Source organism: Pseudomonas abyssi (assembly GCF_002307495.1).
Taxonomy (GTDB): Bacteria; Pseudomonadota; Gammaproteobacteria; order Pseudomonadales; family Pseudomonadaceae; genus Halopseudomonas; species Halopseudomonas abyssi.
In genome coordinates, this window is record NZ_NTMR01000020.1 from 13106 (window position 1) to 28779 (window position 15674).

Sequence of the window (15674 nt, forward strand, 5' to 3'; positions counted from 1 at the left end):
ACGTCAGATCAGACGGGTCGCCTGATCTGACGCCACACCCTCACTGTGATTCTGCTCGGCTGCCTTGCCCTGCATGGTCTAGAGTCTAGGAAAGCCCATCACGAGCCTGGAGCTCTCCATGAAACGCGCTGCCCTGATGCTCTGCACTGTTCTGCTGTCGTTTAACGTAGCCGCCCTTTCACTCTCGGACCTGACTCAGCAGGACACCGCGACGGGGCTGAAAGATGCCCTGAGCCAAGGGGCCAGGGTCGCCGTCCGCGAGCTGGGGCAGCCCGGTGGTTTCAGCGATAACCCGGATGTGCGCATCGAGTTGCCCGGCAAACTGGGCAGCGCAGCCCGGACGCTGAAAATGATGGGCATGGGCAGTCAGATTACCGCCCTGGAGAACAGCATGAATCAGGCAGCCGAGGCCGCGGTCCCGCAGGCTGAGACGATCCTGATCAACGCCATCAGCTCAATGAGTCTGTCCGACGCCAAGGGTATTCTGACCGGCGGTGAGGACGCGGCGACGCGCTATCTTGAGAGCACCAGCCGAGACGACATACGCGCGCTGTTTCTGCCCGCCGTCAAACAGGCCACCGACCAAGTGGGGGTTGCCCAGCAATACAACGCGCTTGCTACGCAGGCCGCCGGTTTCGGCGTGGTGGACTCCAGCGCCAGCAGCGTCGAAAGCTACGTCACCGAGCAGGCGCTGGATGGTCTGTTTGAAATGATTGCCCGGCAAGAGGCGACCATTCGCAGCGATCCGGCAGCCGCAGCGAGCAGCCTGGCGCAGAAGGTTTTTGACGCGCTTTGAGCCTTATACCCGGTTGCCGCGTCCCACCTGTTTCAGGTGCGAGACCAGCCGCGCGGCCACCTCATCCAGTGGCAGTACCTCTACGACGCCGCCCAGCCGAATGGCTTCCTTGGGCATGCCAAAGACCACGCAGCTGGCTTCATCCTGGGCTATGGTCAGGGCGCCGTGTTGTTGCATGGTCAGCATGCCCTGCCCGCCATCCTTGCCCATACCCGTCAGCAGTACACCCGTCGCGCTGGCACCGCAGGTGTGCGCCACCGAATCAAACATGACATCGACCGCTGGCTTGTGCCTGTTCACAGGCTCGGCATCGGATAGCTTGCAGACCAGATCGGCACCGTAGCGCTCGACCAGCAAGTGCTTGTCACCCGGCGCCACATAGGCGTGACCAGGCAGTATCCGCTCTCCGCCCTTGACCTCCTGCACGCGCAGCCGAGACAGCCGGTCCAACCTGGCTGCATAGGAGGTGGTGAAGCCCGGTGGCATATGTTGGGTCATGACGATACCAGGCATCCCCACCGGCAGCGATTCAAGTACCACTCTGATGGCTTCAGTGCCTCCGGTGGATGCGCCGATGGCAATCACATGCTCGGTGCCCTGATAGCTTACCTGGTCGGTGACAATGGGGCTGCCGGCTGCTTTGGGAGCGGGGCAGCTCGGGCGCTGCCCGCTTGAGGATTAGTGCGAGAGGTGTCTGGCTAGCGCTTCCAGCGCGGCGCGGGTCATTTCGTAGGTGAAGTCGTTGCTGGCAATCGGGTGGGAGGCGGTACGCACGACGGTCAGCTCGGCGGCCGGGTTGATATGAATCAGTTGCCCGTGTACGCCCATGGCCTCATACACGCCGTCGGGGTTGTGACTGATCCACCATTGGTTGTGATAGGAATACCCTTCCATGCCGCGCCGGCCAAAGTCGGCAAAGGCTGTCTTGTCGGCACCACCACGAATGTCGTCAATGATCGCCTCGGGGATGATTTGCTCACCGTTCCAGCGTCCGCCGCGGCGCAGCATCTCGGCAAAGCGCGCCAGGTCGCGCAGGGTCGCGTTCAGACCTGCGCCAGCCCACTCGGTACCCGTCGGGTCCAGCAGCATCAGCGCATCCTCCTCGGCCCCGAGCTTGCTCCAGATTCGCTCGCCAATCAGGCTGGCGACATCCTGACCGCTGGTGCGACGAATCAACCAGCCCAGCACCTCGGTATGCACGGTGCGATAGGCAAAGTAGCGGCCGTGCTCACGCGCTGCGCCGATGCTGGGCAAGTATCCGTACAGGCTGGTCGGGCCGCGCCAGTCGGGTGACTGGGTGATGCCGGCAGACAGGCCATAATGAATAACGTCGGAGGTGCCGTCGGCGTAGACCTCGGAGTAGTTGATATCAGCCGTCATATCCAGCACTTGCTGCACGTTGGCGCCGCGCCAGCCGGAATCTGCCAGCTCGGGGATAATGTCGGTGACCTGCGCCTGGGCATCCAGCGTGCCCTCGGCGACCAGCAGCGCCGCAATCAGCCCGGTAAAGGATTTGCTGACCGACCACAGCATGTGTGGGCTCAGCGGGTCTGGCTGGTTGGGGTATTGCTCGAAAATGATCTTGCCGCGGTGCAGGATGATGCAGGCGTCGGTATAGCTGCGCTGCAAAAACTCGGCAAAGTCGATGGCACTGCCGTCACGCAGCTGAACTGGCAGCGCTTCGATAGCCGCGCTCTGATCTTCACCTGCCGCCAACACGCTGACCGCAGCAGCGCCGCGCCGTACTTGCCGGGATGGAATCAGCTCGCGCATATGCTGGAAGGCCCAGCGTAGCTTAGGGTACTGCACCAGATAGTCGCCACGCGTTACCTGCTTCTCCGGCGCTGGCGGAAAGCCGCGCATATAACCCAGCCGCTCATAGCGCACGCTGTCGGGCGCCGGCAAATCGGGGGCGTTATCGGCCGCTGCGTGCAGGCGGCGGGTGGCGCGTGGTTGAAAGCCGTGTATCAGAGTCATTGGCTGTCCTGTTCTTGTTGTTGTGCAATCCCACACGGTAGGGGCTGCTGCCCGGGGCGGCAAGCATGCTGCGCTGAACACTCTGTTGCATCATTCAGCGTTTGGCATCCGCTGGTCCGCCCGGCTTGAATTAGCAGCTTCAGGTGCGCACAATGCTGGACATTCAACCAGTATCCATTGTTTCGTGATGCCTGAACTGCTCGCCACCGACTTCTACTACCTGCGCAACTTCGAGTTCGTCCTGGACTGGGTTGATGCGCGCTATGCCGACTTGCTGAGCGTAGATGAGCACGCCTTCGTGCGGGCGTTCACAGCGCAGCCCGAAGCGTCGCGCGCGTTGCTGGTGCGTTTGATCATGCGCAAGGGTGACCACTTCCGCGCTAGTCGTCTGGCCTACGAGGAAGTCGGCGATATCGAGCGGGCTGCCCAGCCCCTGCTTGAACAGGGCTGGCTGGTAACAGATCAGGCCATCGAGATCGACACCCTCGCCCGTCTGCTGCTCAAAGGCGAGCTGGCCGGCCTTGATCTGGGTATCAGCCAGGCGAGCAAACTCGGCAAGCAGGCATTGCTGGAGGCGATTATCGCGCAAGGGCCAAACTCAAGGCCCTGGAGTGAGTGGCCCGGCATTCCGTCTGACGTTTTGTACAGTCTGACCATCAGCCCACTGTGCGAGCGCCTGCGGCTACTGTTTTTTGGCAACCTGGCGCAGGACTGGAGCGAGTTTGTGTTGGCCGAGCTGGGCGTCCAGCAATACGAACAGGTGCCCTTTTGTACTGAGTCACGCAGTTTTCACCGCGCCGCAGATGTTGATGATTACATTTATCTTGGACGCTGCCGCGATCAGCTGGAAGCCGGGGTTGATGTGGCCGAGGTGCTGGCCTTGTGCGCTGACTTTGCCAGCGAAAACCCCTGGATTGAGCGTCGTCACCAGCGCCTGCGCTTTCAGCTTGGGCAGCAGCTCGAGCGCGAGCAGCGGCTGGAAGAGGCGCTGACGCTGTATCTCCAGTGCCAGCACAGCGAGGCGCGTCAACGTGCCGTGCGGCTGCACGAGCGGCTGGATCAGCCGGAGCAGGCGTACGCGCTGGCCAGCAGCGCATTGGCTGCGCCGCACAGCGCTGCTGAACAACAACTGCTTGAGCGGGCGCTGAAGCGCCTGGGGCGCAAGTTGTCGCAGCCGACGCCAGCCGCCGTGCCGGAGGCGGACACACCGACTCGTCTGCTGACGCTTCCCGGCCCGGACCCTTTGGGCGTGGAGCACGCTATTGCTGAGCACCTGGCGCAACCTGAGGCCCCGGTGTTTTACGTCGAGAACGGCCTGATCTGCAGCCTGTTTGGGCTGCTCTGCTGGGACGCCCTGTTCGCGCCCCTGCCCGGTGCCTTCTTTCACCCCTTCCAGAGCGGGCCTGCGGATCTGCATGACGCCGAGTTCGCCAGCCGCCGGTCATCACTGTTCGCCGACGCGCTGGCTGCCATTGATGACGGCCGCTACGTGGAGATCATCAGGCAGCGCTGGCAGAGCAAGCACGGCCTGCAGTCGCCATTCGTGTTCTGGGGCCTGCTTGATGAAGCATTGCTTGACCTTGCATTGCAGTGCATTCCGGCGCAACACCTAAAACGGTGGTGCGAACGCATGCTCAAGGATATTCGTGCCAACCGCGCCGGCATGCCCGATCTGATCCAGTTCTGGCCTGGCGAGCGACGCTACCGCATGGTCGAGGTCAAGGGGCCTGGTGACCGGCTGCAGGACAATCAGCGCCGCTGGCTAGCGTTCTGCGCCGAGCACCGCATGCCGGTTGAAGTGGTGCATGTGCAGTGGGAGCCGATTGCGTGAATTATCAGGTGGCCGTGCGCGCGCTGTGCGAGTTTACCGCCAAGCAGGGTGATCTGGATTTGCGCTTTACCCCGGCGCCCACGGCGCAGGAAGGTATCGCCGGGCACCAGACAGTGGTGTCACGCCGTGGCGCCGGTTATGTCAGCGAGCTGACGCTGGCGGGCAGCTACCCTGGGCTGTTGGTGATTGGCCGTGCCGACGGTTATGACCCGGAGCTGAACCTGCTGGAAGAGATCAAGACCCACCGCGGCGATATCAGCCGCATCCCCGACAATCACCGGGTGCTGCATTGGGCGCAAGCCAAGGTGTACGGCTGGCTGCTGTGTGCCGAACTGCAGCTGGAAGAGATCAACCTGGCGGTGGTCTACTTCAACGTGGTTACCCAGAAGGAAACCAGCTTTCGCGAGACCTTTGCCGCGGATGAACTACGGCAGTTTTTTGCCCGTCAATGCGACCGGTTCATCGCCTGGGCACGGCAGGAAACCCACCACCGTGGCGCACGCGATCAGCAGCTGCAGCAGTTAACCTTCCCTTATCCGAGCTTTCGCAGCGGCCAGCGGCAACTGGCCAAAGCGGTCTACCGCGCCGCACGCGACGGCAAGACCTTGATGACCCAGGCCACCACCGGTATCGGCAAGACGCTCGGCACCCTGTTCCCGCAGCTCAAGGCGATGCCTGATCAGCAGATAGACCGCCTGTTCTTCCTCACCGCCAAGACCCCGGGGCGACAGCTGGCACTGGATGCGCTGCAGAGTCTGCGCAAGCACAGCGAAACGCCGCTGTCATTACGGGTGCTTGAGCATATCGCCCGTGACAAGGCCTGTGAGCACCCCGACAAGGCCTGCCACGGCGAATCCTGCCCGCTGGCCCAAGGCTTCTACGACCGGTTGCCCGCCGCCCGGGCCGAGGCCGTCGCCGAGCAGTGGCTGGACCAGGCGGCGGTGCGCCGCATCGCGCTCAAGCACAGCGTCTGCCCTTATTACCTGAGTCAGGAACTGTGCCGCTGGAGCGATCTGGTGGTGGGCGATTACAACTACTACTTCGACATGAGCGCCCTGCTCTACGGCCTGACTGTGCTCAACGACTGGCGGGTAACCGTGCTGGTGGATGAGGCGCACAACCTGATTGATCGCGCGCGCGGCATGTACACCGCCGAGCTGGACCAGGGCGTGTTCAACACCTTGCGCAAGCAGGCGCCGGCAACGCTGAAAGCCCCGCTCGACCGGGTCGCCCGCCACTGGAACGCGCTGCATCGTGACCAGAGCGAGGACTACCAGATCTATCCGGCGATCGCGGACCTGTTCATTCTCAGCCTGCAAAAAGCCGTCAGCGCCATCACCGAACATCTGACCGACCAGCCGGACGGCAATGCCAACGCGCTGATCCTGTTTTACTTTGATGCCATGCTGTTCTGCCGTCTGGCAGAGGCCTACGGCCCGCATTCGCTGTTCGACATCACGCGCCACCCGGGGACCGGACGCCGCACCCTGTCCACCCTGTGTCTGCGCAATATCGTGCCCGCCCCTTTTTTGCAGCAGCGCTTCACCACTGCACACAGCACTACGCTGTTTTCTGCAACGCTGAGCCCGGCTCACTACTATCGTGACTTGCTTGGGCTGCCCGAGGACAGTCAGTGGCTGGAGGTTGAGTCACCCTTTCATGCCGACCAGTTGAACGTTTCGATTGTTCGCAACCTGTCAACGCGCTACCAGCACCGCAGCGCCAGTTTGCAGCCCATCAGCGAATTGATGGCCGAGCAGTTTGCCCGGGAACCCGGCAACTATCTGGCATTCTTCAGCAGCTATGCCTATCTGGAACAAGTGCTGGAGCGCTTTCAGCGCAGCTTCCCCGACATCCCGGTGTGGGCTCAGTCGCGCAGCATGAATGAGGGCGAGCGTAGCGCCTTTCTTGCCCGTTTCAGCGAGCATGGCCGCGGTGTCGGTTTTGCCGTGCTGGGCGGTGCTTTTGGGGAAGGAATCGACCTGCCCGGGCGCCGCCTGATCGGCGCGTTTATCGCCACACTGGGGTTGCCGCAGATCAATCCGGTGAACGAAGAAATGCGCGAGCGACTCGAGGTGATGTTCAGTGACAGCGCCGGCAGCGGCTATGAATATGCCTACCTGTATCCGGGGCTGCAAAAGGTGGTACAGGCCGCCGGGCGAGTGATACGGACAACCGACGATCAAGGCGTGGTCTACTTGCTGGATGACCGCTTTGGCCAGCGCACGGTGCGCGAGCTGTTACCCCGCTGGTGGGCGATCAGCTCACGACTCAGGTGATATTGGGCGGTAGCTGCATGGTTGTAATGAGAATAAATATCATTTAAATTCTGCGCCATCTATTGGCCACCGTCTGAATGATCTGCGATGCCTGCGCACGACTCCTCATCTGATCGCTACCTGAGCGACCTGTATACCGACAATCGGGGCTGGTTGCAGCGCTGGTTGCAGCGCAAATCAGGCTGTTCGGAGCGCGCGGCGGATTTGATGCAGGACACCTTTGTACGCTTTATCACCCGCCCCAACCCCGAGCCGCCGCGTGATGCCCAGGCAACCCTGATGGCGATCGCCAAGAACCTGCTGGTTGACCACTGGCGCCGGGCTCGGCTTGAGCAAGCGTACCTGGATGCGTTGGCCAGTCGCCCCGAGGCGGTTGCACCCGGGCCGGAAGAACGCCATCTGATTATCGAGACGTTGCTCCAGGTAGAGCGCTTGCTGGACGGCTTGCCCGCAGTAGCCAAGCAGGCCTTTCTGATGTCGCAGCTGGACGGCATGAAACAGGCCGAGATTGCCAGTGCCCTCAGCATCTCGATCAGCAGTGTTAAGCGCTATCTGACCCAGGCCCTGACCCAATGCTACTTTGCCGAGCTGTCCTGACATGCACACCGCCCGCCTCTCCCAAGACGTCATCAACCAGGCTGTCATGCACCTGCTGGCCTATCGCGAAGCTACAGACCCCGAGCGCTATCGCGCTACTGTGATCGCTCAGTGGTGCGGCAGTCACCCGGATAACCAGCGCGCCTGGCAGCGCATTGATGATATCAGCGCGCGCCTGCAGCCACTGCGCGGCCAGCCGGTTACTGCACTGGCGCAGAGTCTTGATGCACCGGGTTTGTCTCGCCGCGATCTGCTACGCGGCGGTGGTGCCCTGGTGCTGGTGGCTGCGGTTGGCAGCCTCGCTGTGCAGCAGCGGCCCTGGCAGCGCTGGCAGGCAGATGCCCGCACCGGCAGCGCCGAGACCGTCAGCCTGCGTCTGTATAACGGCACTGAGGTGTTGTTGAACGCGCGGACCACAGTGCGTCAGGATGTATATCAGGGGCGTCTGCGGCTTTGGTTGCTGGAGGGTGAGATCTTGCTCACCAGCCACCGCTTTGCCGCCCGCGATGGCAACATGATGCCGCTAGAGGTGATCACTCGTGAAGGCATCATTACACCCATCGGCACGCGATTTAGCGTGCAGCAACAGGCCGGGCAGACGCGTGTTGCGGTGCATGAGGGCGAGGTCAAAGTTGGCGGCGCGCCCGTGGCTTTCCATTTGCTGGCCGGTGAGGCAGCGGTGCTTCAGGCGGATGGCTATCGGCTGGAGCCCGTTGTGGCTGGCGAGGATGCCTGGCGCCATGGCCTGATTGTGGCTAATCGCATGCCGCTGGGCCAATTTGTCGCTCGTCTCAACCATTATCACGCGGGCCTGATCCAGTGTACTGCTGCTGTTGCCGCGCTGGAGGTATCCGGCACCTACCCGCTGGACCGCCTGGATGAAGTGCTCGCCGCGTTGCAGGCGACTCTCTCGCTGGACGTAAAGCGCATTGGGCGCGTCTGGATTCGACTTAGTCCGCGGACCGCCAGCGCCTGATTTGTCTCCCCACTCCTGCAGCCCTCAAAATTGTTAATCTCTGCTGAGCTGATTTTAATTCTCATTCGTTAAGGAGAATGAAACTCATAAATCAGTCGAGGATCGACATGCCAGCACTGCCTCTCTACACCACTCAAACGCCACCGGTGCGCAAACTGCTGTTGGCCACGGTCATTGGCGTGGCGATCGGCTCGCCGCAAGGGGTAACAGCCCAGGATGCGGGCACAGCATCAGTACAGGCCGCGCAGAGTGGCCGCTTTACCCTCAACGTGCCGGCCGGCGATATGGCCAGCGCGCTGAATGCGGTCGGAGAGCAGACCGGCGTGCTGCTCTCATTCAACGCAGCGCAGGTTGCCAACTACCGTTCAAGCGGCCTGCAGGGTGAGTTCAGTGTGCAGCAAGCACTGACTGCGCTGCTTGTGGGTAGCCCGCTGCGCGTCATCACTCAGTCAGAGGGTGTATTCCTGATCCGCACCGCGGAAGAGACCGCCGCCAAGCCCGTTGCGCTGCCACAACTGCTGGTGCAAAGCGATTCACTCAACCCGGACGTGAAGGTGCTGCAGGGGGGCGAACTGCGTGATGGGCTGCGCTCGGACCTGGCAGAAAGTGTCAGCGTGCTGCCGTCGGTGCGGGTCGACAACACTGCCAGCTCCAGCCTGCGCCAAGGTGACCTGAAACCGGCCGAATTTTCTATTCGCGGTGCTGCGGCCTATCAGAACAAGATCGAGCTGGACGGTGCGTCTATCGACAATCTGCTGGACCCTGCAACCAAGGAGAGCGCCTCCAATTACACACAGGTGGCTGGACACTCTCAGGGGCTGTTTATCGATACCGACTTTCTTCAGCGTATCGAAGTGGTTGACGTCAACGCCTCTGCCGCCGACGGCGGCTTCAGCGGCGGTATCGTGCGGGCGCAAACCCAGGCCTACAATGGTCGCGACAGCCTGACCATTAGCCATCGTCGCACGCAGGATTCATGGACCGAGTTCCACATTGACCCGTCGCAGGAAGGTGAATTCAGCGATGGCGCTGCGCAAATGCCCACAGGGGTGCCTGGCCAGTTCCAGCCCAACTTCAAGAAAAGCCAGACCAGTATCAGTGGTACCACTCGCATTGGTGATGTTGGCATCTTTGCCGGTATCAGCGAAAAGCGCTCGCGAGTTCAACAGCTGCAGTATGTAGACATCGACCTGAATCACTTCTTTGAGACCGGGCGCATCTTCTGCCCAAGTGAGGAGCGTGAACTGGAGACGCACTCGCGCTACGGCGTGGTGCGCATGGATCTGCTTGAGCGGGACTACGACCTCAATGCCTCACTGGCTTACAGTGACTACAGCGAGGACAGCTTCCTGATCAACTACCGCGATTCAGACTTCGACAGTCAGCACAACGGCCTGAACCTGAGTGTTAATTTTGCTCAGGACTTGGGGCCACGCCGTATGGAACTGAACATGCGAGCGGGTGTTACCGCCGACCAGCGAGACTACGAAGAAAACATTCTGAACCAGTACGGCAACACCTCCATTTACGACGCTGGTATGGTCGGTGGCTACGGCGAGTTGCAGAATAACCAAAGAACCCTTGGGAGCACCCTGAAATTTACCCAGCCTCTCGGCCAGACCATCACCTGGCAGTACGGTGGAGAGTTCAATTGGATCGGTTACAAACAAGACCGAGGCAATGATTTTATCTTCAATCGTTATCAGCTCGACTTTACCCAGCCGCTACCCGCACCCATCAGCCCTGGCTCCTGGTCGCCAACCGATCAGTACCTGCACCGCAACGTGGTCTACCATGCGGGCGAACTCAGCTTCACCAACTTGAATGCAGCGCTGTTCAGTGAACTGACCGGCGAGTATGGCCAGTTTGGTTGGCGTGCAGGTTTACGCGCCGAGCGCGATGGTTGGTTGGGCAATACCAACTTCGCGCCACGTTTGCTGCTTGAGTATTTTCTCGATGAACAACGCGACTATCGCATCAGCGCTGGTGCCAACCGGTACTACGGTAAATCATTCCTCTCCTATCGACTGCGCGAGAAAGAACGCAGCATGATGACGATTCGTGAGCGCAGCAGCCCTACTGCTGATTTCGTAGTGGTAGAGCCGGACCAGCAATGGAGCTACACCGACCTTAACACCCCCTACGATGATGAATACAGTTTAGGCATCAGCGGGCCCTTGTGGGCTGGCAAGGCCGGACTGCAATTGGTCCATCGTCGAGGTCGTGAGCAGGTGCGAAGCAGCTACGATAGCTCAACTGGCATCTACAATTTCACCAACGACGGCGGCAGCGAAACCAATCAGATTGACCTGATCTGGCAATCCGAACCGCTGAACTGGCGCAATACGCGCTGGAGCCTGCTGACCACCGCTTCCTGGATGGACAAGAGTACCGACTCAACCTATATCGATGGAAGCGGTGGCTACCTTTCCAGCACTGACCCGGACACCGAAGTAATCTTCGAAGGTAACCGCATCAATCGCAGCGAGTTGCCAGGCAGCGACCTTGCCACACCTATCACCGCCAACATCGACTTGATTACCCAAGCCATAGGTGGTCGGCTCTATGTACGCAACAGCCTGACCTACACCGATGGTTATGAGTACCTGCGCGGCCTGGGACGTGATGCAACGAGCGGGCTGCAACAATATGAAATCGAAGATCAAGGCAGCACCCTGAGCTGGGATGTCAGCCTTGAGTACCAACTGCTCAAGGGCGACTCATCGCCTTATGTGCGGGTTGATGTCGCCAACCTGACCAACAGCAGTAACGTCATTCGCTCCGAGGCGGGGGTACAACTGTTTGCCGTTGGCCGTCAGTACTGGCTGGAGCTTGGGTACCGGTTCTGATGCGTTGGTATCTTGTACTGCTGCTGTGGGTCGGTGAAGTCATCGCCGACCCCGCGCTGATCGAGCGCTATCGACAGGCGCGGGAGCACTGGCCACCAGCCACCCTGGATGACGGCGTGCAGGCGCAGCCACTGGCTGCCCTGCCAGCAGCCCCACCCTGCCCGGCCAGCAACCCCTGCAGCGAAGCCAGTCGCGTGCTGGGTAAGCAGCTGTTCTTTGAGCGGCGCTTGTCTGGCTCTGGCCAACTGGCATGCGCTAGCTGCCACGACCCGGATCTGGGCTGGGCCGATGGCCGCCGGCAGGCTATCGGCCATAATCGTCAGGTGGGCAACATGAACAGCCCCACGGTAGTCAACAGCGGCTATCTGCAACGGTTGTTCTGGGACGGCCGCGCCGACAGCCTGGAGCAGCAGGCCATGGCCAGCTGGCTCAACCCGGTAGAAATGGCCGGCGACCCTGCTGTAGCCATCGCTACGCTAGAGCGCATTCCCGGCTACGCTGAGCTGTTCGCCCAAGCCTACGGTGATGCAACCATCAGCAGCGAACGTATCGTCAACGCCATCGCCAGCTTCAGCCGCTCGCTGACGTTGACCAATACTCGCTTTGATCTGTTCATGCGCGGCGACACAGACGCGTTGGATGAGCGGGAAATTCGAGGTCTGCACCTGTTTCGCACCAAGGCGCGCTGCATGAATTGTCATAACGGCTCCCTACTTAGCGATCAGTCATTTCACCACCTGGGCACCTCGTTTCACACTGTCGGGAACTTCAAGGGGCGCTACCAAGTTACCGGTGACGTGTCAGAGGTTGGTGCCTTTCGCACCCCACCCCTGCGCGGTGTTGGCAAGACGGCCCCTTACCTTCACACGGGCATGGCGACCGATCTGGACATGCTGCTATCGCTGTACAACATGGGTTGGTGGCAGAACGCGGAAATTCCAGACAGCGGGGACAGCACGCCTCAAGCGCAGCTTTCACCGCACATTCGTCCACTGCAGCTTGAGGCCGACGATCTGGCGGATCTCAAGGCCTTTTTGCTGTCGCTGACAGGCAGCATGCCCCATATAGCCGTGCCCGCTGAGCTGCCTGAGGCGCTATCGGTCGAGTGACGCTTTGGTGGGCCCACGCAAGAAATATTTAAGCGCGAATAAAACCGGTCGATACCTTGATTTAGGTCAATACATACATCGGGGCTGCACCATATGTCTCTGCAGAAGAAGTTTGTCGCCACCCTAGCGGCACTGCTGATCGGCTTCATCGTCATTGGCGTGGTAATCAGCTCAATTAACCAGAGCCGCCTTATTCACCGGCAAGCAAACACCGAATCAACGTCTCTGCGTAACGAGGTCACACGCCTGTTGAAGGTGACCGACGCGATCATGGGCGAGCGAGTGAAAAGCAGCATGGCGCTGCTGATGGAGCGCGGCATGGCACTGGGCGAGCCGCGTCTGGGACCGACCGTTGCCGTAGGCAACGAGCGCGCCCCCCAGTTGTTGCTTGGCGGCACGGCGCAAGCCAACGATTTTTCCTTGGTAGACGACCTGACCAAGGTCATGGGCGGTACAGCGACGCTGTTCTCCCGTCAGGGAGACGATTATGTGCGGATATCGACCAATGTCATGCGCGATGGACAACGTGCCATCGGCACCAGGCTGGACCCGGCCGGTAACGCGATAAAAGCAATTCAGGCAGGGCGAGCGTTCTACGGTCAGGTCGATATCCTCGGACAGCCCTATCTGACTGGTTATGAGCCCATCAAGGACAGCAGCGGGCAAACCAGGGGAATTTGGTATGTCGGCTATTCGGCCAACCTTGAGGTGCTGGCAGAAGCCATATCCGGCGCGCGCATTCTGGATCAGGGCTTTGTTGCTCTGCGCGATCCGACTGGCAAGGTTCGCATGCACTCCGCACACCTGACCGACGAACAGGTGCTGGCGGCGCTGGATAACAACAGTGACTGGCACGTCGAGACGGCCAGTTTCTCGCCCTGGGGCTATGACATCCTACTCGGCTACTCGAAGGATGAAGTCAATGGCCTGATCTTCAGCAACTCGCTGTCGGTCGCTGCGCTGATCACACTGGCCGGCATCATCCTGGCAATCGGCATCAGCTTGTTGATGAAAACCATCGTTGGGCGCCCACTGCAGGCCACGCTGCGGGCGGTCGAAGACATTGCCGACGGCAAGGGGGACTTAACGGTCCGCTTCAATGCGACAGGCCGTGACGAGTTCGCTATTCTGGCCGGCGCCTTTGATCGGCTGCTGGATCGCATTCAGCACACCATTCGCGAGGCGCTGGAGTCGTCCGACACCATTCTCCGACAGGCGGATCAGTTGGCGCGTATCGCCGAGCAGTCGGCCAGTTCCGTCAGTGTTCAGAATCGGGAAACCGAAATGGTGGTCACGGCCATGCACGAGATGAGCCTGACCGCCCAGAGCGTGGCGCAAAGCGCTGCTGCAGGCGAATCCGCTGCGAGCCAGGCTAGCCGTGAGGCCGAAGACGGCAGAGGTACCATGAACAACACAGTCGGCAGCATTCAGCAACAGGCCGACGAGATTGCTGCCTCCATGGAGGTGATGCAGGAGCTGGCATCGGCCAGCAGCGACATAGGCTTGGTGCTGGAGGTGATTGTCGGCATTGCCGAGCAGACCAACCTGCTGGCGCTCAACGCCGCGATTGAAGCGGCACGTGCCGGAGAGCAAGGTCGCGGGTTCGCTGTGGTTGCCGACGAGGTACGTTCGTTGGCCCAGCGCACCCAGGATTCGACCCAGCAGATTCGCAGCATGATCGAGCGCGTACAAAGCGGCGTGGACCGCTCCTCCGGCATGCTGGAAAACAATCGCGCGTTGGCTGCACGCAACGCAGAGGTGGCCGAAGCGACTGGGCGCGCTTTCAGTGATGTGATGAACGCCGTTACCCAGATCAGTCAGGTCAATACCGAAATCGCCAGCGCCGCCGAGCAGCAGAGCCAGGTGTCCGAGGAGATAAACCGCAATGTGGTGCGTATCAGCGACGAGGCGCGCAAGAACAGCGAGCAGGTCGAGCAAACCCGTGTTGCCAGCCAGGACCTGACTCAACTCGCCGAAAAGCTACGCACCCTGCTGGCCTACTACAAGGTTTGAGCTAATCGGTACGCCCTGCCCGGTCGGCGTGGGCCTGGTGAGGCGGTGGTCCGCGCAGTTGAAGGTGTGGCTAGTCGCAATCAGTGCTTCCAAACCAGCGGGCTTTTCTGCTCCAATCAGGCTTTTCCATGGCAGGAGCCGAGCCCATGCAGGCCAAACTCGAACAACGTTCTTTTCTGTTGTTACTGATCGTCGTCACCTTGCTGTTTCTCTATTTGCTCAAACCCTTCTTCGGTGCGGTGTTCTGGGCCTGCGTGATCGGTCTGCTGTTTCATCCCCTGCACCAGCGTCTGGTCAAGCGCTGGCATGGCCATGAGAACATCGCGGCGCTGGCCACCCTTACGGTCTGCATGGCGCTGTGTATCCTGCCGGCGGTGTTTGTGATCACCTCGTTCGTCCAAGAGGGCCATGCGCTCTATGAGCGGGTGCAAAGCGGCCAGTTTGACCCGGCCGCGATCATGGACAAGCTGCGCCATAGCTTCCCGGTGGTCGAGAACGTGTTCAGCCGCCTGAACATTGACCTGGAGCGCATCAAGACGCTGGCAACCGATGCAGCCGTCACCTCCAGCCGCTTCCTCGCCCAGAATGCAGTGCAGCTGGGTCAGGGTACCTTGAGCTTTTTTGCCAGCCTGGCGCTGATGATCTATCTGGCCTTCTTCCTGCTGCGTGACGGTCCTCAACTGGTACAGCTGCTGGTGCGTGCTCTGCCGCTGGGTGATGAGCGCGAGTACCAGCTGTTTGGCAAGTTTGCCGAAGTGACCCGCGCGACGGTCAAGGGCAACCTGGTTGTGGCGGCGGTGCAAGGTGGTCTGGGTGGCCTGATTTTCTGGGCGTTGGGCATTCCCGGTGCCCTGCTGTGGGGCGTTGTCATGATGCTGTTGTCGCTGATTCCGGTGGTCGGTGCCAGCCTGATCTGGGGGCCTGTGGCTATTTATCTGCTGGCCATCGGACACTGGACCCAGGGCATCATCCTGATTGCCTTTGGTGCCTTGGTTATCGGCCTGGTGGATAACATCCTGCGCCCGCTGCTGGTTGGTCGTGATACCAAGCTGCCGGATTATCTGGTTCTGCTCTCCACCCTTGGCGGCTTCGCATTGTTCGGTATCAACGGCTTTGTTATCGGGCCGCTGATTGCAGCGCTGTTCATCGCGTTCTGGCAGATCTTTGCCGAGGAATTCAATCCGACCCCGCAGCCGGTAGACGCGCAAACACCCGCGGAGCAAGGCGAGTAGCCTGCTCCGGTGCTC

The 15674-nt window shown here is 60.8% G+C and carries 11 protein-coding genes and 1 pseudogene; 10 read left to right on the plus strand and 2 right to left on the minus strand.

From position 1 onward, the window contains the following. Positions 1-118: 118 nt before the first annotated feature. Positions 119-796 carry a DUF4197 domain-containing protein gene (locus CNQ84_RS14925; RefSeq protein WP_096005638.1) on the plus strand — a complete coding sequence of 226 codons (678 nt, stop codon included), beginning with the start codon at positions 119-121 and terminating at the stop codon, positions 794-796. A gap of 3 nt (positions 797-799) precedes the next feature. On the opposite strand, the gene CNQ84_RS14930 is transcribed toward CNQ84_RS14925, so the two are convergent. Next, positions 800-1381: a CheB methylesterase domain-containing protein gene (locus CNQ84_RS14930; protein WP_217350109.1), complete on the minus strand. Its 582-nt coding sequence runs from the start codon at positions 1379-1381 to the stop codon at positions 800-802. A gap of 93 nt (positions 1382-1474) precedes the next feature. Next, a complete protein-coding gene (locus CNQ84_RS14935) occupies positions 1475-2773 on the minus strand; it encodes a serine hydrolase domain-containing protein (protein ID WP_096005640.1) in 1299 nt (432 codons plus the stop codon). Between the two features lie 187 nt (positions 2774-2960). Between CNQ84_RS14935 and CNQ84_RS14940 the strand changes: the two genes are divergently transcribed. The 9 genes and pseudogenes from CNQ84_RS14940 to CNQ84_RS14975 all read left to right on the plus strand — a co-directional run bounded on the left by CNQ84_RS14940 (position 2961) and on the right by CNQ84_RS14975 (position 15659). Next, complete coding sequence (locus tag CNQ84_RS14940) at positions 2961-4604, plus strand: VRR-NUC domain-containing protein (RefSeq protein ID WP_096005641.1); 1644 nt, start codon at positions 2961-2963, stop codon at positions 4602-4604. After that, the gene (locus CNQ84_RS14945; RefSeq protein WP_096005642.1) at positions 4601-6883 is read left to right on the plus strand and encodes an ATP-dependent DNA helicase; all 2283 of its coding nucleotides are present in this window, start codon (positions 4601-4603) and stop codon (positions 6881-6883) included. Before CNQ84_RS14940 ends, CNQ84_RS14945 begins: the two co-directional genes overlap by 4 nt. An 87-nt stretch (positions 6884-6970) precedes the next feature. Further along, on the plus strand, positions 6971-7480 hold the full coding sequence (locus tag CNQ84_RS14950) for a sigma-70 family RNA polymerase sigma factor (protein WP_096005643.1): 510 nt from the start codon (positions 6971-6973) through the stop codon (positions 7478-7480). Position 7481: 1 nt separating this feature from the next. Then, positions 7482-8456, plus strand: coding sequence for a FecR domain-containing protein (locus CNQ84_RS14955; RefSeq protein ID WP_096005644.1), 975 nt, complete (start codon positions 7482-7484; stop codon positions 8454-8456). 107 nt (positions 8457-8563) lie between these two features. Then, positions 8564-11305 (plus strand): TonB-dependent receptor, encoded by a 2742-nt coding sequence (locus tag CNQ84_RS14960; protein ID WP_165771306.1) that lies wholly within the window; start codon positions 8564-8566, stop codon positions 11303-11305. Beyond that, positions 11305-12414, plus strand: coding sequence for a cytochrome-c peroxidase (locus CNQ84_RS14965; protein ID WP_096005646.1), 1110 nt, complete (start codon positions 11305-11307; stop codon positions 12412-12414). The genes CNQ84_RS14960 and CNQ84_RS14965 overlap by 1 nt, the downstream gene beginning before the upstream one ends. 93 nt (positions 12415-12507) lie before the next feature. Then, positions 12508-13569 (plus strand): annotated as a pseudogene (locus tag CNQ84_RS21140) (Cache 3/Cache 2 fusion domain-containing protein); the annotation flags it as partial. A 144-nt stretch (positions 13570-13713) separates the two neighbouring features. Continuing rightward, the gene (locus tag CNQ84_RS21145) at positions 13714-14427 is read left to right on the plus strand and encodes a methyl-accepting chemotaxis protein (protein WP_425439975.1); all 714 of its coding nucleotides are present in this window, start codon (positions 13714-13716) and stop codon (positions 14425-14427) included. A 146-nt stretch (positions 14428-14573) separates the two neighbouring features. Then, positions 14574-15659 (plus strand): AI-2E family transporter, encoded by a 1086-nt coding sequence (locus CNQ84_RS14975; protein ID WP_096005648.1) that lies wholly within the window; start codon positions 14574-14576, stop codon positions 15657-15659. The last annotated feature ends 15 nt before the right edge of the window (positions 15660-15674 follow it).

Bases quoted from the DNA above. Each gene is read 5' to 3' on its own strand.
- CNQ84_RS14925 (WP_096005638.1), top strand. From the start codon at position 119: ATGAAACGCGCTGCCCTGATGCTCTGCACTGTTCTGCTGTCGTTTAAC.
- CNQ84_RS14935 (WP_096005640.1), bottom strand. From the start codon at position 2,773: ATGACTCTGATACACGGCTTTCAACCACGCGCCACCCGCCGCCTGCAC.
- CNQ84_RS14940 (WP_096005641.1), top strand. From the start codon at position 2,961: ATGCCTGAACTGCTCGCCACCGACTTCTACTACCTGCGCAACTTCGAG.
- CNQ84_RS14950 (WP_096005643.1), top strand. From the start codon at position 6,971: ATGCCTGCGCACGACTCCTCATCTGATCGCTACCTGAGCGACCTGTAT.
- CNQ84_RS14955 (WP_096005644.1), top strand. From the start codon at position 7,482: ATGCACACCGCCCGCCTCTCCCAAGACGTCATCAACCAGGCTGTCATG.
- CNQ84_RS14960 (WP_165771306.1), top strand. From the start codon at position 8,564: ATGCCAGCACTGCCTCTCTACACCACTCAAACGCCACCGGTGCGCAAA.
- CNQ84_RS14965 (WP_096005646.1), top strand. From the start codon at position 11,305: ATGCGTTGGTATCTTGTACTGCTGCTGTGGGTCGGTGAAGTCATCGCC.
- CNQ84_RS21145 (WP_425439975.1), top strand. From the start codon at position 13,714: ATGCACGAGATGAGCCTGACCGCCCAGAGCGTGGCGCAAAGCGCTGCT.
- CNQ84_RS14975 (WP_096005648.1), top strand. From the start codon at position 14,574: ATGCAGGCCAAACTCGAACAACGTTCTTTTCTGTTGTTACTGATCGTC.